General features: G+C 61.1%; 13 protein-coding genes and 3 pseudogenes. 6 read left to right on the top strand and 10 right to left on the bottom strand.

The genetic code is table 11. From position 1 onward, the window contains the following. Positions 1 to 41 precede the first annotated feature (41 nt). A pseudogene (locus KSW38_RS15705) lies at positions 42 to 206 on the top strand (carbohydrate ABC transporter permease); the annotation flags it as partial. After that, entirely contained in the window at positions 207 to 3,302 is a 3,096-nt protein-coding gene (locus tag KSW38_RS15700; protein WP_216925860.1) for a glycoside hydrolase family 2 TIM barrel-domain containing protein, read from the top strand. Between the two features lie 246 nt (positions 3,303 to 3,548). On the opposite strand, the pseudogene KSW38_RS23835 reads toward KSW38_RS15700, so the two are convergent. The 8 genes and pseudogenes from KSW38_RS23835 to KSW38_RS15660 all read right to left on the bottom strand — a co-directional run. Next, positions 3,549 to 3,839: pseudogene (locus KSW38_RS23835) on the bottom strand (IS481 family transposase); the annotation flags it as partial. 549 nt (positions 3,840 to 4,388) lie between these two features. Next, entirely contained in the window at positions 4,389 to 4,925 is a 537-nt protein-coding gene (locus KSW38_RS15690) for a Gfo/Idh/MocA family protein (protein ID WP_216925859.1), read from the bottom strand. Between the two features lie 217 nt (positions 4,926 to 5,142). Continuing rightward, a complete protein-coding gene (locus KSW38_RS15685) occupies positions 5,143 to 7,536 on the bottom strand; it encodes an alpha-L-rhamnosidase-related protein (protein ID WP_216925858.1) in 2,394 nt (797 codons plus the stop codon). A 339-nt stretch (positions 7,537 to 7,875) separates the two neighbouring features. After that, the gene (locus tag KSW38_RS15680) at positions 7,876 to 9,006 is read right to left on the bottom strand and encodes a Gfo/Idh/MocA family protein (RefSeq protein ID WP_428982392.1); all 1,131 of its coding nucleotides are present in this window, start codon (positions 9,004 to 9,006) and stop codon (positions 7,876 to 7,878) included. Next, a complete protein-coding gene (locus tag KSW38_RS15675; RefSeq protein ID WP_216925856.1) occupies positions 9,003 to 9,806 on the bottom strand; it encodes a sugar phosphate isomerase/epimerase family protein in 804 nt (267 codons plus the stop codon). Before KSW38_RS15675 ends, KSW38_RS15680 begins: the two co-directional genes overlap by 4 nt. 104 nt (positions 9,807 to 9,910) lie before the next feature. Continuing rightward, positions 9,911 to 10,804 carry a carbohydrate ABC transporter permease gene (locus tag KSW38_RS15670; protein ID WP_216925855.1) on the bottom strand — a complete coding sequence of 298 codons (894 nt, stop codon included), beginning with the start codon at positions 10,802 to 10,804 and terminating at the stop codon, positions 9,911 to 9,913. Further along, positions 10,801 to 11,736, bottom strand: coding sequence for a carbohydrate ABC transporter permease (locus KSW38_RS15665; protein WP_216925854.1), 936 nt, complete (start codon positions 11,734 to 11,736; stop codon positions 10,801 to 10,803). Before KSW38_RS15665 ends, KSW38_RS15670 begins: the two co-directional genes overlap by 4 nt. A gap of 8 nt (positions 11,737 to 11,744) precedes the next feature. Continuing rightward, entirely contained in the window at positions 11,745 to 13,076 is a 1,332-nt protein-coding gene (locus KSW38_RS15660; protein ID WP_216925853.1) for an ABC transporter substrate-binding protein, read from the bottom strand. A gap of 155 nt (positions 13,077 to 13,231) precedes the next feature. Here KSW38_RS15660 and KSW38_RS15655 point away from each other — a divergent pair, with 155 nt between their 5' ends. Continuing rightward, positions 13,232 to 13,855 carry a TetR/AcrR family transcriptional regulator gene (locus tag KSW38_RS15655; RefSeq protein ID WP_216925852.1) on the top strand — a complete coding sequence of 208 codons (624 nt, stop codon included), beginning with the start codon at positions 13,232 to 13,234 and terminating at the stop codon, positions 13,853 to 13,855. Positions 13,856 to 13,944: 89 nt separating this feature from the next. On the opposite strand, the gene KSW38_RS15650 is transcribed toward KSW38_RS15655, so the two are convergent. Next, positions 13,945 to 14,331, bottom strand: a complete 387-nt coding sequence (locus tag KSW38_RS15650; RefSeq protein ID WP_216925851.1) for a hypothetical protein — start codon at positions 14,329 to 14,331, stop codon at positions 13,945 to 13,947. 79 nt (positions 14,332 to 14,410) lie between these two features. Further along, on the bottom strand, positions 14,411 to 15,532 hold the full coding sequence (locus KSW38_RS15645) for an endo-1,4-beta-xylanase (protein WP_254186589.1): 1,122 nt from the start codon (positions 15,530 to 15,532) through the stop codon (positions 14,411 to 14,413). A gap of 804 nt (positions 15,533 to 16,336) precedes the next feature. On the opposite strand from KSW38_RS15645, the gene KSW38_RS15640 reads away from it, so the two are divergent. The 3 genes and pseudogenes from KSW38_RS15640 to KSW38_RS15630 all read left to right on the top strand — a co-directional run. Beyond that, positions 16,337 to 16,792 carry a glycoside hydrolase family 3 protein gene (locus KSW38_RS15640; RefSeq protein WP_216925849.1) on the top strand — a complete coding sequence of 152 codons (456 nt, stop codon included), beginning with the start codon at positions 16,337 to 16,339 and terminating at the stop codon, positions 16,790 to 16,792. After that, positions 16,714 to 18,720 (top strand): glycoside hydrolase family 3 N-terminal domain-containing protein, encoded by a 2,007-nt coding sequence (locus tag KSW38_RS15635; protein ID WP_308169398.1) that lies wholly within the window; start codon positions 16,714 to 16,716, stop codon positions 18,718 to 18,720. The genes KSW38_RS15640 and KSW38_RS15635 overlap by 79 nt, the downstream gene beginning before the upstream one ends. 383 nt (positions 18,721 to 19,103) lie before the next feature. Continuing rightward, positions 19,104 to 19,331 (top strand): annotated as a pseudogene (locus KSW38_RS15630) (glycoside hydrolase family 3 protein); the annotation flags it as partial. Positions 19,332 to 19,534: the final 203 nt, after the last annotated feature.

Raw genomic sequence — 19,534 nt, 5'->3', positions numbered from 1 at the left:
TAAAGTCGAGCCCGGTACCAACTCGACGCACAGTCCGGTACATCACCCTGGGCCCGAACACCTGGCTCAGCCAAGTGGACCGCCCGCCCGGATTCTACGAACTGACCACCGGCGGGGTGCTGCTTTCCATCTTTCCCTTCAGCATCGCCATGATTGTCCTGCAGCGCTTCTGGCGCGGTGGACTGACAGAAGGAGCCGTCAAGTAAATGACCATCTACCCAACTGCCGGCTACATCACAGATCCAGGGCCGGGCACGGGGAACCGCCTCCCCGCGAGGAGTTGGTTGCACAGCGATGCGCCCGCTCTTTCATTGAACGGCAAGTGGCGGTTCCGCCTGCTGCCCGGTGCCCCCGGGACCCCCGGCGGACGCGGCGTCCTGCCTGCGGGCGAAGCAGTTGAGGGAGTTGCCGAAGAGAACCTGGACGATTCCGGCTGGGACCGGATTCCGGTTCCCGCGCACTGGGTCTTAGAGGCCGACGGCGCCTACGGGCGGCCCATCTACACCAACGTCCAGTTTCCGTTCCCCACCGAGCCACCGCATGTTCCGGACGAAAACCCTACAGGCGACTATCGCCGGACGTTCGAACTCCCGGCGGATTGGAACAAGGCAGACAGGACAGTACTCCGTTTCGACGGCGTCGAGTCCCGCTACAAGGTGTGGCTCAACGGAACCGAGATCGGTGTGGGTACGGGTAGCCGCCTGGCCCAGGAATTCGACGTCACCGGCACCGTCCGCGAGGGCCTGAATGTCGTAGCCGTCCGTGTCCACCAGTGGTCGGCATCCAGTTACGTCGAGGACCAGGACCAGTGGTGGATGCCCGGCATCTTCCGCGATGTGACGCTGCAGGCCCGGCCCCGGAAGGGTCTCGACGACGTCTGGTTGCGGACGTCCTTCACCGCCGGCGCCGGGTCTATTGATCCGGAAATCACGGCAAGCGAGGCCGCCTACCCGGTTCGTCTGTCCGTCCCCGAACTGGACGTCGACGTCGTCTGGAACTCCGCTGCCGACGTCGCCCCGGTGGCGATTCCCGCCGTCGTGCCTTGGTCCGCGGAGGTTCCGCGCCTTTACTCCGCGACGGTGGCCAGCGAAGGCGAGACTGTTTCGTTGCGGCTGGGCTTCCGCACCGTGGAGATCCGCGGTGACCGGTTCCTGGTGAACGGCCGGCGCGTGGTGTTCCACGGCGTGAACAGGCATGAGACGCATCCGGACCGGGGCCGGGTGTTCGACGAGGACTTCGCCCGCGCGGACCTGGCCATGATGAAGCAGTTCAACATCAACGCGATCCGCACCAGCCACTACCCGCCGCACCCCCGATTGCTGGACATCGCGGACGAGCTGGGCTTCTGGGTGATCCTGGAGTGCGACCTTGAGACCCACGGTTTCGAGCGGCACAGCTGGGTGGGCAACCCCAGCGACGACCCCGTCTGGCGTGAGGCGTACGTGGACCGCATGGAGCGCACGGTGGAGCGGGACAAGAACCATCCCTCTATCGTCATGTGGTCGCTGGGCAACGAGTCCGGTACTGGCTCCAATCTCGCTGCGATGTCTGCGTGGACCCATGCCCGCGATGCCGGCCGTCCGGTCCACTACGAAGGTGACTACACGGGCGCCTATACCGACGTGTACTCGCGGATGTACTCGTCGGTGCCGGAAACAGCGGCGATCGGCAGGGATGACGCAGGCTCCCTCCTGCTTGGCTGCTCCGCTGCGGAGTCGGCACGGCAACGCACCAAGCCGTTCATCCTGTGCGAGTACGTGCACGCTATGGGCAACGGCCCGGGCGCCATCGACCAATACGAAGCCTTGGTGGACCGTTATCCGCGGCTGCACGGCGGCTTCGTCTGGGAGTGGCGGGATCACGGCATCCGGACCACCACCGCCGATGGCACAGAGTTCTTCGCCTACGGCGGGGATTTCGGTGAGGTGGTGCACGACGGCAACTTCGTGATGGATGGGATGGTCCTCTCGGACTCGACTCCCAGCCCGGGCCTCTTCGAGTACAAGCAGATCGTCGCCCCGCTCCGCTTGGGCTTCTCCACCGAGATGCACGACGGCGAGACGCGCCGCTTCGTCTCGGTCGCCAACTTCCGGCACACCGCCGACGCGTCCGACGTGGTGCTTCACTGGCGAACCGAGGTGGATGGCGTGCTTGGCATGTCCGGAGAGCTCGATGTTGTTGATTCCACAGGCGCTCCGCTCAGGGCTGGTGACACTGCCCGGGTGGAACTGCCTGCCTTGCAGGTGACGGGAAGCGGTGAAGCCTGGCTGACCGTGGAGGCGCTCCTCCGCAAGGACACTGCCTGGGCTGAGGCCGGCCACGTGGTCTCGGCGGCACAGCTGGAACTGGCAGGCGCACGTCCCCACACGGCAGCCCCTCGACCCCTGGCATCTACCGGACGTGGCACTGACAGAGTGGGGCCCACCGTATCGCTGGGCCCTGCCCGGTTCGCAGAGGGACGGCTGGTTTCCTTGGCGGGGTTGCCAGTGTCCGGCCCCCGCCTGGAGTTGTGGCGAGCCCCCACGGACAACGACTCCGGCGCCGGACGCGGCAGCTACGACCTCGCTGATCCGTGGCTCAACAACGGCGACGGCGTTCCGGCCCCGTCCATGGAAACCATCTGGCGTGCCGCTGGCCTGGACCGGCTCACGGCCCGGGTGGAAAAGGTGGCTGCCGACGATTCAGGGGTCGTCATCCATACCCGCTACGCCGCAGCCGACACCGCCCATTGGGTCTCCGTGGAGGAGAACTGGCAACTGTCTGGGGGTGAGCTGTGGCTTCGCGTGGACATGGTACCGAGCACCGGCTGGGACATCATCTGGCCACGGGTCGGCGTCCGCTTGGATCTTCCTGGCTCCGTCGATGGCGCGTCGTGGTTCGGCACGGGTCCCCGCGAGTCCTACCCCGACAGCATGGATGCGGCGCTGGTTGGCCGGTATTCGGCAGGCGTCGACGAGCTCGCAGTTCCGTACGCCAAACCGCAGGAGTCGGGCCACCGCACTGCCGTAAGGTCACTGGAGCTGCAGAACTCCGGCAGTCCTTGGTTGCAGCTCGACGCTTTCCCGGACTCCCGTGGCCGGTTGCCGGGCTTCACGCTTTCCAGGCACACAGCCCAGGAAATCTCCGCGGCCGCACACCCACACGAGTTGCCGGCAAGCCAAGGCAGCTTCCTGTACCTGGATGCGGCACAGCACGGCCTCGGGTCCAGGGCGTGCGGACCGGACGTCTGGCCTGACCATGCCCTTCGCCCGGAAGCCCGGACTTTGACGTTCCGGATCAGGGAAGCGGTCTCGTTGTACTAACCGGTAGCTTGTTGACGCGGCTGGCTGGTGAGGCGCCTTTGAGCGCGGTGTGGCCTGATGTGATTGTAGTGCTTGATGAAATCGGAGTGACAGGCCTGCCGTTCGGCTTCTGCGGTGTAGGGCCGGGTGTAAGCATGCGGTTGAAGCGTTCGACTTTGCCGTTGGTTTTTGGTCGGTAGGGTTTGGTGGTTTGTGTCGGATACCGGCGTCTGTCAGGACCTGGGCAAAAGTCTCCGACCGGTAGCAGGAGCCGTTATCGGTGTGCACCCGTTGGATCTTGACGCCGCGGGCGGCGAATACGGCGATGGCGTTGGTTTCCTTGGTCTCGTCGGAGCGGATCTCGGAGTAGACGTAGCGGGAGTGTTCATCCCTGGTGTGGTGGATGAACGTGTACCCACGAAGCAATCCCCGGTTCTCGCGGGTACCTTCAGCTAGATTCCGGGCACGGGCATTGGCCTGCCCGGCCACCCGCCCCAAGCTGCGGTGGCCTCCACCGTCCGGGATCCTGCCGAGCTTCTTCACATCGACGTGGATCATTTCACCCGGTCAATGCCGGCGCCTGCGCCCCTATTGACTTGGGCTTGCCCGGCACGGCGATCCCGTTGTCATACCCTCCAAAGATGTCGAGGGTTCGAATGCGAGTCGTTATGTCCTCACGTAGTTTTTTGCGGCCACATGGAGTCCAGCACGGCGCATCTGCCTGGCCCGTTGGAGGCGGCGACAAATTTTGCGGCAAAAGTCACTGAGTTAGAGGCCTCAAGAATGGTAGTTCCGTTGAAGCTGGACAGGTACTCACCAGCAGCCTGGTGAAGGCCTTCCCATGAAAGCCACGTCGAACCGCATTTGATTGCTACTTCGTCGGGCCGCTTGGATGCCCAGTGCCGGACCCGATCTAGAAACACTATGGCTCAACGTTCAGGTGACGCGTGAAAAGGTGGTGGTGGTGGCCCAGCCTCCGGTATCCTGCGGATCGAGGCGTCTGATAGGAGTAATCGATGAACTTCCGAATCAGTGAGCCGTTGCGGTTGCTACGTAAGGTGTCTTTGGACGAAGTATTGGAATTGGTGGCGAGGGTCACCGGTTCGGTTAGTCAGATCGCCACACCCCGGGATGTGATGCCCGAAGGCGCGATAAAATGGCAAGATCAGGGTCGGCTACGCTGATAGGACTTCTTCCCCTGCCACTGAGGGCATCACGGAGAGTAGCTTTCGCACTGAAAGCCATGCAAAGGCCCAAGGTCGCCCACATGGTGCCATCGTGCATTACGGATGTCCGAAGCAAACCAGTGGCCTCGGTGACAAACTGACCCGTAAGGTGCTGGATCAGGTCAATGGCGTGGCAGGCGATCTCGCTCAGGGCACCGGATCCTGCTGCTTCTTTGCCGAGCCACCCGGCCGTGGATACGGATTCGTCAGTTAGCCAGTCATTCACCAAGGCGACCCGGACGTGCCGGATGGCGCCGATTAGGCCTTTACATATGAGGACTTTTGCGCGGCCAAGGGCCGGGACCCGGCGATAGGCGAACCCGATCATCAACTGCACTCTTGGGACCGGGGCCGCGGGTGCCGTTTCGGTCGCGACTTCGGCTTTGACCACGGCGTTTCCTGAGGCCTTTTTACTCACGACTTTCTCCCCCGCACAGCGGTGCAGCTAGATCAATCTCCGCGTACATCCGGGCAGGCGTACACATTCCTGCGATGAAAAGGGTGTCATCGTCGAAGCTCCACTCCACAGGAGAGTGCCCACCGCGAGTTTCGAGCTTGGAATCGGGCATAGGTGCGAATTTCCTGACAACAACGGCAATGTTGTTGTCCGTTATGGATTTCCACGAATTGGATTGTCATGCGTTCAGCAGATTGGTTCGAAGAGTGAAGGTCAGGGTCCGCTGCTCGGCGTTGATAACTTCAGCTTTATCCGCGGCTGCCTCGGCCGGCCTTAATTCCACTCCTGCGGGCGCGGTCACCGTGACTAGTCGTATCTCGTCATCAAGCCGCGTCCAGTGGACCGTGATGGGACCCTGGGGGGTGGGAACGGTACCCTTGGCCCACTCGAGCTCGCTCGGTGCAGGATCGATCGTGGCGGCGGCGAAGCCTGGCGCTGCGGGGCTGATCCCCAGGATGTAGCGGGGGAAATGTTGCAGGGGCACGCTTCCCCAAGCATGGCAGTCACTGCGAAGGCTAACTGTGTCCTCTGCCCAGGTAGTGAGATTCGCAGCCAACATGTCCTCCCACGGTTTCCAGTTGATGCAGTCATCGACGCCGGCTTGGCGGAGAGCGTCGAAAAGGTCAACGGCGGCTGCGTAAGAGCAGGGTGCCAGCTCTTCGTCTGCTGTGGCCCGGCGTAGAAGGTCCGATGCTTGAGCACCGCTGACGACACCGGAGATCACCGCCCATACTTGGGCGTGCACGCTCTGCGGACGCCCCCTGTCGGTGTCGCGGAAGTACCGCTTGGTTTCGTCCCACGCGGTGCTGGTGCCTATGCAATCCGCGATGGCTTGGGCCCGGGAGAGGTATTCGCGGGCAATTGCACTATTGCCGCAGAACTGGACGATGGAAGCTGCGGCGCGAAGCGCATTGATGTACATGAAGGTGGTGATGGTGTTGGCTCGGCGCGGTCCGAGGTCGGGGACGCCCATGGTCGATCGCCATGCATCGGTCCAGTCGACAAAATTCCAGACAGGTCCATCGTCGGCAGGGGAGATCACGAAGCCGTCGGCGGATACCCAGTCATCGAATTGGCGAAGAACGGCATCGATTCTGCCCATGAATCGTTCGGTGAAGGACCGGTCGCCGACGTGGGCGACATGGTCGGCGACCATCTGGATCCAGTAGAGCGAGAAGCCGGGAATGAATTGCGGTTCAACACTGGGCGCCCGGCTTTCCGTCAGCCCCATGGGGTCGCCTGAGGCCGCAAAGTCTTCGATGGCCCGTCTAATTAGCCGGTCATCGGTGGACAGGTAGAGCGAAAAGAGAGCCTGGGAACGGGTGTCCATGGCGTACTGCAACTGCTCGTAGTATGGGCAGTCTTCGAATGTTTCATGCATGCAGTTGAGCAGGGTTCTGAGGCTGACGTCCCACAGGATCCGGTCAAGAGCCGATGATGACGCGAAGGTTCCGCTGATTTCTAAGGGGTAATGCGTTTGTGTCAGCGTCAATGGGTGGATCCGTACGGGCGTTTCCGCGGTGATGATGCGAAGCCGGATGAAACGGAATGTCCTGAACCAGTACGGGGAATACCGTTCGGGCTGTTCCTTTGTTCCGTCGCCGGAGACAGTGTAGCTGTCCGCGTCACCATAGAGATCGCCGATTATGTGATCCGTCCGGTCATTTTTGCGCCGCAGCCAGGGGCTTTGAATTGGGGTTTCTTCGTAGCATTCCGCAGCGGTGATTTCGATACGGGTTCCGGGGCCTCCTTCAAAGGCTGCCGACAGGAATGCGGTCATCAGGACGCCGGCATCCAGGTCGACGCTGACGTCGGTTCCGGCCGGTATCTGAAGAGACTCCCCGCGCAGGAGCTGTCCCCACTCAAACGCGTCGTTGGAGGTTGTGCTGATGGCGGCTACTGGTGTCGGGTCGAGCGTAAGTTGAGGAATTGGCCGATGGGCGAGAGTTGGCCGCGGGACGAAAGCCAGTGGCCATTGTTCGTTCAGGACTGGTTGTTGCCATTGCGAGTCGTTGAATCCGGGCTGGAGCCAGGCATCCCCGCTACTCTCGCCATCCACGGTTTCCTGGATGCCCAGGAAGAGGGTGTAGTGGCCCTGATGGAATTGGCGTCCTGCAACCGGCTGGCACTTCCATACTGCGGGTTTGGAACAATCGGTTTCCCCGATGGAGCCTCTGACCAATAGTCCGGGCCTGCCCATGCGCGGGACGGACGAGTTCCCGAGGGCGGACGTAGTGTAGGACACCACATCGATCCCGATGGTGTTGATGCCCGGGCGAAGATGGGGGCCGACGTCAACAGCGTCAGCGAACCAAGTTGATCCCGAGGCTTTCGCGGGACCGACGGCAACAAGTTCCTGGTTGACGCTTAACCGGTAGCGGGAATCCGCGCAGACGTACAGCACTGCGGGGGCATCGCTGCATGAGTCCATCTGGAGTTGGGTACGAAAGCGCATGGATGTAGCAACGCTGTCCGGTTCTATCGCAGATTCCACGGGGAGCCCGAACCATGGACCCTCCAGATCGGGCAGCTGAACTCCGGGCTCTGCCTGAACCACATCGAAACTCCTCATTAGCTTGGCCACTCATTACTGTATTCGGGGTGGAGCGGATGCAGGGAAGCTGCGTCCTCTCCACAGGGTGATGCAGGTCCCGAATCGCGGTCAGGATGACCGTCGGGCTTTTGAACTTCAAACCTTCGGGCTTTTCGCCCGTTTCGGATGAGCCGATCAGGAGGGGAACTCCCGGAAGAAAGATTCCGGCACGCATTCCCTTTGTCTCTTGGGTGCCGATCGGACAGTTGCTGTTGCCTTCGTCCTGCACGGTGCCGGACCGTGCAGGACGAATGATGGATGCCGCCCCGGAGGTGGCAATAGCGCCGTCTTTATCGCTGGGTTCCAGTCCGCCCGGCGTTACCCGAGGCTTCGGACGTCTTGTCGCAGTGTTGGTTGTGCGGGGTCCCACGCTTCGGGCAGCGGTTTCGGCTTGTCCACCGAGGATGCCACACTAATCGATTCACCCTGTTCGGCGGCATCTGCAATGGCGAGAAGCGTGTCCAGGACGTGCGCGGCCAGCTCACCGCTTGCTGTCTCTGTGGGCCCACCCCGAAGGGCCCGGGCCAGGTCAAGCACACCTGAGCCGCGGCCGTAGTGATTTCCTGTCGCCGGCAGTGTTGTGGGGCTTTCCTCGCCGAAGCGCCACAATGTGCTCGCGCCTTCGAAGGTGTTCGGGTCGGGAAGCACCAGAGTGCCTTCGGTGCCGCTGATCTCCACCATGCCGTTGCGCGCGAGTGCGTTCTGGAAGCTGAAGGTTGTCTGCGCGGACTGCCCCGATTCGAAACTGATCAGTGCCGCGTGGTGGGTTGGCACCTCCACGGGGAATCGCTCACCCATTCGGGGGCCGCTGCCGATGGTGCGTTCACCATGTGATCGGGACGACACCGCGGTCACGCGCTCGACCGGGCCGAGGGCGTGGACGAGTGTGGTGACGTAGTAGGGCCCCATGTCGAGCAGTGGACCGGCTCCTTTCGCGAACAGGAAGTCCGGGTTGGGATGCCACAATTCCGGGCCTGGGACATGGAACATTGTTGTGGCGGTGAGGGGCTCTCCGATGTCGCCGCGGGCGATGGCGCGCATGGCGGACTGGATGCCCGCCCCGAGGACTGTGTCGGGGGCGCAAGCCACTCTGACCCCGGCTGCCCGGGCGTCTTCCAGAAGCTGCCTGGCCGCAGTTCTGTCCAGGGCCAGGGGTTTCTCGCTCCACACGCTCTTGCCGGAAGCGATAATCTGCTGGTCGATTTCGACATGCACCGCCGGGATCGTGAGGTTCACGACGATCTCGATTTCATCGATCCCGAGCAGATCCTCCACAGTGCCATGCCCGGGAACCCCATAGGCCTCCGCCTGCGCACGGGCCCTGTCCGTATCGAGGTCGGCGACGAACAGCACCCGCAAGTCCGGGAAACTGGTCATGTTTTCAAGGTACGTGTTGGAAATGACGCCGGCGCCGATGACGCCGACCCCTACGGGTCCTGAAGTGCTCACTTGTCGTTCTCCTTCAGCCATGCCAGGGACGCTGCGACACCGTCGAAGATGTCCAAGGCGTAGTCGTCAAATTCCACGACGCGTGTTGCGTGCGGTGCCGCGGCAAGGATCTCAAGGACGCCCACGTCGCCCTGGCCTGCGGGAGTCTGACGCTTGAAGGCGGCCGCGAGAGCGTCCGGCACATCGAGAGCGCTCTCGCTGCTGGGCAGCGAAGTGGCGATGTCGCCGCCGACAGTTCCGTCCTTGACGTGGAGGAACTGCACCCGTGAGCCCAGGGAGCGAAGCAGCGCGGGGGTGTCCATGCCGCCAACTGTGGACCAGAACGTGTCCAGTTCGAGGACGACGTCGCTTTCGAGCCGGTCGACGAAGAACGAGTAGACGGGTCGGCCGTCTACTTTGTTGGCGAACTCCCACTGGTGGTTGTGGTAACCGAACTGGAGGTTCCGCTCAGCTGCCAGGGCCTGGAGTTCGTTCACGCGCTCGGCGATCCGGTAGGCGTCATCGGCGGTCTGCCACCGCTCGCTCGGCACGAACGGGTCGATGACCGTTCCGATCCCCAACTGGGCAGCAGCGTCGAAAACGCGATTCGGGTCGGCTGCATCGATGACGGAAGCGTGGCCGGACGGGGCAGTGACTCCGGCGTCGGCCATCGCCTTTGCGAGCTCGTTGGTGCGGTCTGCGAAAGCGTACGGCTCTACCTTGGTGCAGCCGATCTTGGCAAGCCGGGCAAGGGCGCCGGACAGGTCTTCAGAGACCGCGTCCCTCACGGTGTAGAGCTGAACGGACGGTGCTGAGGTCATGGGTGGTTTCTCCTTAGAGGACGGATGTACAGAAATGAAAGGTGAGTATGCTCGGTAGATCTCGACTGGGAGCTGCTTCTTGGCCGTGTTGGGCGCGGAGTGCGTCAGCCCTTGATTCCCGAGCCCACAGAGGACCTCACGAAGTAGCGCTGCGAGAAGAAGAAAATCAGCAGGACGGGCACGATATACAGGACCGCTGCAGCTGCTTGGACAGTCGGAATGACGTTGCCGGCTGGGTCCTGATACCAGGCCGTGATTGCCACGGCGAGTGTTGTGTGGTCGAGGTCCAGGAGCAGGGCAGGGCCGATGTAGTCTCCCCAGCTGCCGGTGAAGGACAGCAGGAATGATGTGATCAACACTGGTCGGGACAGGGGAAGGAAAATGGTGAAGAAGATTCTTCCCCACCCGGCGCCGTCAATAATCGCCGCGTCCTCAAGCTCGCGTGGAAGGGTCGCGAAAAACTGACGGAACAGGAACACGAAATAGGGCGACGAAGCCAGTCCCCACAGAACCCACGGCCAGTAGGTATTGACGAGTCCGATTTGGGAGAACAACACGTACGTCGGCAGCAGGGTCAGGATCTGCGGGATCATCATCGTGGACAGGAGAATCAGGAAAAGTACGCCCTTTCCTGGTGCCTTCAGCCGGGCGAATCCGAACCCCACCAGGGCGCTGGACAACGTGATAAGGACCGAGAATATGGTCGCCAGGAACAATGAGTTTCTGGCGTATCCGAGGAAGTCCATCTGGGTGAGGGCGTCAACGAAATTAGACCATTGAGCTTGATCGGGCAGGAGCCGGATGGGCAGGGAGCCCCACTCCGCAGGAGTCTTGAGCGCCGCCAGAACCAGCCACAGGAACGGGCCGACGAAGAATACTCCGAGGATGAGAAGGAGGACGTAGGTGATGACTTGCCGGCGTTTGCTTGTTCCCGTGGCGCTCCTGCGCTGGGGGGTGGTTTTCGCAGGGGCGAACGGGGCGGGCTTGGTGACGGTCATCGGGTGGCTCCTTCGCGTTCGGACTCGGCGTCAACTTCGGAATGAACCCACGTTCGGCTTGATCGCATCAGGACCACGGTGAGAGCAAGGATGACGATGAAGAAGACCCACAGCATGGCTGAGCCGTAGCCGAAACGATTGCCGAGGAAGAACTCCTGGTAGACCTGCACCATGTAGAGGCGGTTGCTTGTGGGCACGTTGCCGGCGCCGGCGAGCCCGCTTGCGGGCGTCAGCAGCAGGGGCTGAACGAGTATCTGCAGGGATGCAATGACTCCGGTAACGACTTGGAAGAACAGGACCGGGGAGACCATGGGCACGGTCACGTGCCGGAAAATGTTCCAGCGTCCGGCGCCGTCGACGATGGCCGCTTCCTCCAGCTCTGCCGGTACACCCTGCAGCGCGGCAAGCATAATGACCATGCCGCCGCCGACTCCCCACAACATCAAGATAATCAGCGCGTAAAAGGCCATCGGGTCAACCAGCCAGGAGATTGGTTCAATTCCTGCGACGCCTAAAACCGCGTTGAGAATTCCGGAGTCCCGATTGAAGACGAGCTTCCACATGATGGCCATCGCGACAACCGGTACGACCGAAGGCAGGAAGAAGACTGTGCGCCACAGCCCTACTGCTTTCAGCCGTCCGTTGATCAAGACAGCCAAGCCCAGCGAGGCGGCGACGCTGATCGGCACGACAATGGCGGTAAACGCCAGTGTCCTTAAGAGTGCCGACCACGCGTCACCGTCACTGAACAGTTCGATGTAGTTACGCAGGCCCACCCACTTCCACCGGGGCGAGCTTCCATCGAAGTTCGTCAGGCTCACGAGGAACCCGTAAACCATGGGTGCTGCGGTCAGCAGCAAGAAACCTATTGCCCAGGGCCCGACGAACGCATAAAACGTTCGCTTCGGGTATCGGGTCCACTTACGTGCCATGATTGCTGTTAGCCAATCTGCTCTTTGCCCTGCTCAAGGACTTTATTGATCTCATCGGTGATCGAGGCGCAGGCCTTCTCGACGGTCAGTTCCCCCTTGATCGCTTGCTGCAGATACTTATCGATCGTGGTGTTGACCAGATCGGTAGTGATGTAGGGCGAATCCGGCAGCACTACGGAGTGCTTAAGTTCGTTCTGCGCGACCTTGTAAGCGTTCTGCTGGTACGGAAGATCCTGCGGCAGCTTCTCGGACAGGGACTTCAGCGCGGGCAAGCCCCAACCGCTCTTGGCCCGCGTCTCGGCGGGCGGGCCGGCCATGAAGTACTCCATCAACTTCCATGCTGCGTCCTTGTTCTTCGCCTGCTCAGGCATCCACCAGCCCTGACCGGAGTAAGAAGGGACAACTGGGGTGTCGCCCATGACAGGAGCGGGTGCCATCTTGATGGTCTTAATCGCATCGGGAGCGGCGAAGTTTCCGCCGAACCAGTACCCGTCCTGCGAGATCGCCATTCGTCCGGCCGCGAATGTGGAGAAGTCCGCCAGATCGGGCAGAGGATTCAGGGAAGTCGGGCCGACCCCGGCCTTGCCGAAATCGACGTACCACTGGATAGCACGCTTCGCTTCAGCGGAGTTGAAATCGATCTTGGTCAGGTCATCGTTGTACAACTTCCCGCCCTGCTGCATGATCATGGCCGAAATAGGGCCGTACAAGCTCCAACCCCACTCCACACCGAGCCCATGGACCGCGGTCGTGCCGCCGTCCTTGACCGTCAATTGCTTAGCGATCGTCAGGAGTTGGTCATAGGTCACTGGTTCGGTCTCACTCAGGTGTGCAACGCCGGCTTTATCAAACAGGGCCGTGTTGTACCAGAGCGTATTGTCTCCACTCCAGTCCTTGACGATGCCATAGAGCGGACCCTTGCCGCTCTGCTTGCCATCCCACCGGAAACTGTCGTTGACAGGCTGGAGATCGTCTTCCTTCAACACCGTGCTCTTCTCCAAGAACGGTGTCAGGTCAGTAGCCAGCCCGCGTGCATTAATGTTGGCGCTGCCCACTGCACCACCTGTAGCGATGTCGGGCGGATTACCAGCCGCGAGCATCGTGTTGAGGCGGGCAGGGTCAGTCAGGATGTGGTTGACCTTGATGTTCGGGTTCTTCGACTCGAAGTCCGCGATCAGCTCAGGAGTAAGGTCCTGAGCGCCCGCCATCACGGTGATTGTTGTGGGTCCGGATGCGGTATTTCCGCCGCCGGCGGTGCAACCCGCTACGAGCGGGATAACTGCGGCAATCGCCGCGGCAGCGAGGACTCCCCGCCTGCTGATTAGTGCTGTTTTATTCATGCCGACCTCCTTGTTGAACATGACGGGCTCGCCTGAGAGTCACCGTTTGCTAGTGAGACAGTACACTGAAATTGGTACACCTGCTACATTTTCCTTAGAGGAATTATCAGCAGGGTAAAAAGACAGAGACGAAGAGGTCCACTATGGTCACCGGTATGACAGATCCCAAGCCTTCCCGCGTTCGCGGCCCCTACGCCAAATCCGCGCAGCGCGCCAGTGACATCCTCGATGCCGCCACGACTGTGTTCGCCACCCATGGGTACACCGGGGGTTCGCTGCGCGACATTGCACGACAGCTGGATCTAAGCTTGACCAGCATCGTGCACCACTTCGGCACCAAGTACGAACTCCTCGAAGCAGTTCTCGAACGGGCCGATCAAACGACAAACGGCAACCAGGAGTTTGATTTCGATGCCGCCTGCACTGAACGAGGCGTCGTCGCCGCGACCCTGGAGCGGGTTCAATCAAGCCTCGAGCGGCCCGAACTGCTGCGCCTCTTTGCCATCCTTGCGGCAGAATCCTCAGCTCCTACACACGCCGCCCACGACTGGTTCGTCACCCGATACCGGCGCAAAATTGAAGACCTCACTCAAGCATTCGCCTTCGACCAGCAACAGGGGCGCATACATGAGGATCGTGACCCCCAGATGCTTAGCAGATTGCTCATCGCGACATGGGATGGAATACAACTGCAATGGCTCATAGATCCATCCCACGACATGAACACCGCAATGCAAGCCTTTTTCAACTGGAAAATGCCGGAAGCTGTTGAAAACTAACTGAGCTCCAACGAAGCCGCAACAACACGAACCAGCACAGGTAGCGGAAGCACGCAGGAACGCGTCGTAACCGCCCCCGCACGCCGGTCCTAACGGCGGCCCGCCCGCTTGGCGTGGCAGCCATCGGCTACGCAGTCATGGGCAAGGCCCATTCCAGCGCTTGGCGGAATCCAGCCAGCGTCTTCGATGTGCAGGCTTTCGAGCAAAAAGGTCCTTGTGGCCCGCTCCTTCATTTGAAGAAGGCCTCCAGGTCCAACGGGTCCTGGCCGCCATCGAAGAATCTGCCAGCAGTAGGAGAACGGTCGCAGTTCCACGAGCACAGGGGCTTCCGAGATGCTGTTCAGTGACAGCGGGCGGGCCCAAGGAGAACCCCACATGCCCCGGCGCTGTTCACCGGCGGCCCTCACTCCGGTGCCGTAGAAGTCGGGCACAACAGCGAACTGCACCGGGCGCCCGGAGCGAAAGGTTCCGGGCACCCGATCCAGGGTGCCAGATCAGAGCCGCTGAACGGGCCAGACCGATCGAACGTCTGAATAGTTCCAAGCGGCTATAGCCCTAGTCCGATGTTACGAAGTGCCGTTTGGATTGGCCCTTACTCGGCACGGCGACAGGCTGCGTCGCCGGAGTTTTGGCAACGAAATTCCGCAAAGCATCTCGGACTGCGAAGTACGCCGGCTTAGGGTTGTAGTTCTCGTCGAACATCAGAGGCTTGGCACCTGGGAGCCAGGTGTAAAGGTGCTTGTCCGTGAAACCCCAGACACTGATCTCCTTAATTCCCGCGTTAAGCGCCTCCGTGACAACGTCGCCATAAATCTGAGCCTGAGTCACGGAATCAAGCGTGTGTACGTCCAGCTCCGCGATGGACACCTCAAGACCCTTGGAATGGAAGAAGTTTGTCATCTCCGTTATGACCCCAGGCGGCGGTCCTTGGATTGTCTCGTGCATCTGCAATGCGACACCATTAATGGGCACCCCTGCCGCAACCAGGCCCGATACGAGGTCGTATAGTTCCTGCCGCTTCCCGGGGAGAGACTCCACCAAGTTTTCGTTGAGGAACAGCTTTGCCTTCGGGTCTGCGTTATGCGCGATCTTGAAAGCTTCGGCGATGTAGTCCGGACCGAGGGCTTTGTAGAAGTCGTTGTGTTGAAGGCCCCCACCCATGGTCTCTAGCGCCTCGGTCACGACGTCCCATCGGTCCATCTTGCCTTTGTACCGCTTCATGATTTTGTTGAAGTGCTTGACCATAGCAGCGCGGAACAACCCCGGATTGTTGATCTTGGCTGTGAGGTAGTCGGGATTGCAGCAGCCCGAGATGAGTCCATGGCCTTTGACCTGCATGTGGTGGGCTTCACCGAAGGCGGCCAGCCGGTCAAGGCCCTCGAAATCGAAGACGCCTTCTGCAGGCTCAACGAACTGCCATTTCATGTCATTCTCTGGGGACAGACTGTTGAACTGCGCCGCGAGAACCTGAGCGAACTGTGGTTCCGCGAGATAGTTCGGTGGCCGTCCGTCGTCTGTCGTCATACCTTTAATGGCACCGGATCCTATGATGAGGCCAGCCTTGGCTGCCTCTTCGCGGAGAGAGCCAATGCCAGCGCCCCCTCCGGCGGGGAGCTCGGCCGAGATCGGGCTTGGCATCGTGGATGCGGTTGCGGTCTGGGTGGTAAACGCTGACATCGTCAATCCAAGACTGATCGTCGCGAGCACAGCTAAAGATCTTTTCGACTTCAATGGCGATTTCCTTCGAGTAGTTGGCTACCAAAGCCGCTCTTGAACACTCGTGATGACGACCCCTAAGTAGGGGCCACCCATTCATACGCTTGACAGGTGCTGAGCCGGGTTGGGGCAGCGCTGCCGTTCCAGCCCTGGCAAAGTAGCCCACAAGCCGAGATGTGCTTCGGTCTTCAAAAGGGTAAAGCCAAATTGTGACGCATGCAACAATTTTAATACGTCCGGTTTCGCTGCCGCAGAATCACAACCAGCAGGGGCGCAGTCGCACCGCACTAGTGAGCTGTAGCCGACTCGGCTCCGCAGCGCGCGCAGCTTGGCGCGGGCTGCAGGCTCAATTGCCTCGGCCCGTTCCACCTTGAGTCACAAAATGTAGCAACCGTTTTACTTTCGTCGTAGAGTAAGCCGTGTCACAGCTGCGCGACGGCGAGGAGCGCACGCTCCGCATCCTCCAGTAAAGGGTTCCCATGGCCGACTTGGTCCTTTCAACTTCACCTGACGGCACGGGGTACCGCGCCGTCAGTCCCCTCACGGGACCCCCGTCACCATTTCACCCGGCCCATGCCATGCGCCGAGAATGCGGCGTCGAATTTTCGGCGGGTCCATTCTCTCAAGTGGCCCAAACGGTTGGGGCTGTCCACGATCGATGAGCCAGAAACGACCCATCTCTTCGCCGAGATAGCGCGGACCGAGTACACAGCCGTCGGCATTCGCTGCGCTTCATCCGCAAATTGACCTAGGCAAGGAGCCGCGGTGGCAGGAAGCCGCCCTTACGAGAATGAGATCATGACAAACCTTCGCAGCATCCTCTCCCGAATGGACCTTGATCAGAAGATTGGTCAGATCCAGGGGATAGTACCAATGGATATGTTGGCCGCCGGATCTGCCGGTACGCACCCCACCGGGGACGTCGTTTACGACGTCCAGCGTGTTACTGAGGTGCGACCTCATGGTGTGGGTCACCTGTCGCTGGGTGGGCAGCTCACTCCCGACATCAATAAACTGCGTAGCGAAGTGGGCCGGTTTCAGGAAGCCGCGCGTGGGGTGTCTCCGTTTGGGATCGGGGCACTCGTTCACGCAGAGGGCATCGGCGGTCTGGTCCACCCGCAGGGGCATCAATTCACGACGGCGTGGGGACAGGCGGCGAGCTGGAACCCGAACGTTCCCCGGACCGTGGGCGGGTTGCGGCCCGCCAGAGCCGCGAAGTAGGCATCCATCTCCTATTCTCGCCGCTTCTTGATTTGGCAAGGGACATCCGGTGGGGCAGGATTCACGAGACCTACGGAGAAGACGCCGAGCTTGTCGCCCAGATGGGCATCGGCTTCATCCGCGGAATTCAAGGCGGTGACGCTCGGAGCGGGGTGCTTGCAACTGCGAAGCATTTCCTCGCCTACGGGGTTTCACTGGCCGCCCTGAACCAGGCAACCACACAGCTAGGCAGGCGCGAGCTCGTCGATGTCCATGCTGAGCCTTTCCGGAGGTCCATTGCCGAGGCAGGCCTATCCATAGTCATGAACTCATACAACGACGTCGACGGCATCCCCGCGGCCAGCAATACATGGCTGTTCCGGGAACTGCTGCGCGGGCAGCTGGGCTTCGACGGGCTTGTAGTCAGCGACGGTGCCATTTCCATGTTGCTCACCACTTACCTCACGGCGGCCACGGCAGGGCATGCGGCGGGTCAGGCACTCACGGCCGGTATCGACGTCGAGCTGCCAAGCGCATCGATGACTGCCGGCCTCCGGCCGCTCATTGAGGACGGAACGTTCTCTGAAGAAGTCCTGGACCTCGCCGTCCTCAATGTTCTCAGGGTCAAGCACCGGCTCGGCCTCATTCCCGCCATGTCTCCGCCGAGCGTCCCACACGACCTGCAGCCAGTCAGCGATAGCGAAGCCGCACGCCTTGCCCGGGAGGTAGCGGCCCAGTCCGTTACCTTGCTGGCAAATGACGGCGTCCTGCCTCTTAGTCCAGGCAGCCACCGGATTGCCGTCGTCGGGCCTGCAGCGACGGAACTTCGCATCCACTTCGGGGCATACACATCCGTATCTGATGGTGAAATGCCTGTTGCCGTGGCAGAAATTATCGCCGGAAATGTACCTGGAATCGATGCCTCCCCCGACGTGTTGCCTGACATGTTCCAGACCCGGCTGCCAGGGGTCGAACCTCGTTTCGAGGAGGGAGCGCGCCGTCTTCACCCCGAGGCGAAGACGGTGCTTGAGGCACTACGCACGCTCGACGGTCACGTTGAGTTTCATGACTTCGGAAGCATTACAACGGACGGTGGCTTCATTGCCGAGGACGTGGCCGCGGCAGTTAAGGATGCAGATGTCGTGATAGCGGTCGTTGGGGAACGGACTGGTTGGTTCGGTAACCACACTGCGGGGGAGGGGAGAACCGTCGCACGGCCCGAGCTGCCCGGCGACCAAGCAGAGTTGGTCGCCGCACTGAGCATGGCAGGCAAACCAGTCATTACGGTAGTTATCTCGGGACGCCCCCTGATCCTGGAACGGGTGCACGAAGCATCGGCCGCCGTCGTCCTGGCACCTCTCCTCGGACCCATGGCGGGTGAGACGATCGCCAACGTGCTCTTCGGCCGGATCCATCCCAGCGGACGCACGCCGTCTACGTTCCCGCGTTCGGCGGGGCAAATCCCCATGTACCACGGCCACCCGATCGGCAGCGGCTACGACCACCCCACTTTGCCCCGCTACGGATATACCGACTTACCTGACAGCACCCCCCTTTATCCATTTGGACACGGCCTCAGCTTCACCACGTTCGAGATGTCCCTGCAGCACGCCAGCCTCACCGGAGACCACCTGGCTGTTGAGGCCGTCATCCAGAACACCGGCACGCGCGCCGGAACCGCGATACCGCAACTCTATGCACGAGACGAAGCCGCATCAGTCGTCCGCCCGGTCCGGCAGCTGCTCGATTTCACGCGGATCGAGCTTGAACCCGGAGCCACCGCGACGGTCCGGCTCTCCGCGCCCCTTTGCAGGCTCGCCTATACCTGGGAGGACGGACGCCGCGGCGTGGAGGCAGGACTTGTGACTCTCATGCTCGGCTCCTCCAGTGCCACGATCGAAGCTGCATCGACAGTTGAGGTGCCCGAAGTCGTCATCGACGCGCCCTGAGGGCAGACGAGGCCGCATCAACCATGGGCGCTCTCCGAAACGGACCCCGCAGCCGCTTACGGGTCCCAGAGGCAGGCCGACGACTTGCGCACCGCTTCGGAGCGACTCATTTGCCCCGACTTCGCACCATAAAAAACACCACCTCCGACAGCTCCTGCCGTCCTTCTCACCGACACCCGAAAATTCACGGACTGGAGTTTCGTTCAATCCGGCGAGCTTGAAATCAGCCACCAGTCGATCGATCTTCTCGACATCAACTACTGGGGTGGGTACTCACGGTCTATAAAATGTAGCAACCGTTCTACTTTCATCGTAGAGTAAGCCATGTCACAGTTGCACGGCGGCGAGGAGCGCAAGCACCTCATCTTCCAGAGAAGGGTCGTATGGCCGACTTGAATCTTTCAACATCACCGGACGGAACTCGGTACCGCGACCTAAATGGAAACGGAAGTATGGAGCCCTTCGAAGACCCGCGTCTGACGCCTGAAGAGCGCACCGAAGACCTCCTAGCTCGACTCTCCCTGGACGAAAAAATTGGTCTAATGTTCCAGACGGTCATCGAATCAGGGCCGGACGGGGATTTGCTCGAGGAAGCAGGGCATATCAGCAAGCACACCCGAAGCTGACGTGGGAAAACGCTGCGTGACAGGTTTGGACGAGTTATCTCATCTACTTCTACTCGTCCTACTTTAACGCCGATAATGGACGTTATGTCGTGTAGTAATGACTCTAAGTGCTGTTCCTGCACATCGTGAGGATGTGGGAAACGCCTGCTGCACCTCCCCTAAGGCGGTGTTGACCTCGGATTTTGCCT

It is taken from the genome of Paenarthrobacter aromaticivorans (assembly GCF_019038615.1).
In the GTDB taxonomy this organism is placed as follows: domain Bacteria; phylum Actinomycetota; class Actinomycetes; order Actinomycetales; family Micrococcaceae; genus Arthrobacter; species Arthrobacter aromaticivorans.
Note: the sequence above shows the minus strand (reverse complement) of the source record. Positions and strands in the feature narration are given on the sequence as shown.

What these genes read in the sequence shown, in the direction of transcription:
- KSW38_RS15700 (WP_216925860.1), top strand. Translation starts at nt 207, where the DNA reads ATGACCATCTACCCAACTGCCGGCTACATCACAGATCCAGGGCCGGGC.
- KSW38_RS15685 (WP_216925858.1), bottom strand. Translation starts at nt 7,536, where the DNA reads ATGAGGAGTTTCGATGTGGTTCAGGCAGAGCCCGGAGTTCAGCTGCCC.
- KSW38_RS15675 (WP_216925856.1), bottom strand. Translation starts at nt 9,806, where the DNA reads ATGACCTCAGCACCGTCCGTTCAGCTCTACACCGTGAGGGACGCGGTC.
- KSW38_RS15670 (WP_216925855.1), bottom strand. Translation starts at nt 10,804, where the DNA reads ATGACCGTCACCAAGCCCGCCCCGTTCGCCCCTGCGAAAACCACCCCC.
- KSW38_RS15665 (WP_216925854.1), bottom strand. Translation starts at nt 11,736, where the DNA reads ATGGCACGTAAGTGGACCCGATACCCGAAGCGAACGTTTTATGCGTTC.
- KSW38_RS15660 (WP_216925853.1), bottom strand. Translation starts at nt 13,076, where the DNA reads ATGAATAAAACAGCACTAATCAGCAGGCGGGGAGTCCTCGCTGCCGCG.
- KSW38_RS15655 (WP_216925852.1), top strand. Translation starts at nt 13,232, where the DNA reads ATGACAGATCCCAAGCCTTCCCGCGTTCGCGGCCCCTACGCCAAATCC.
- KSW38_RS15645 (WP_254186589.1), bottom strand. Translation starts at nt 15,532, where the DNA reads ATGTCAGCGTTTACCACCCAGACCGCAACCGCATCCACGATGCCAAGC.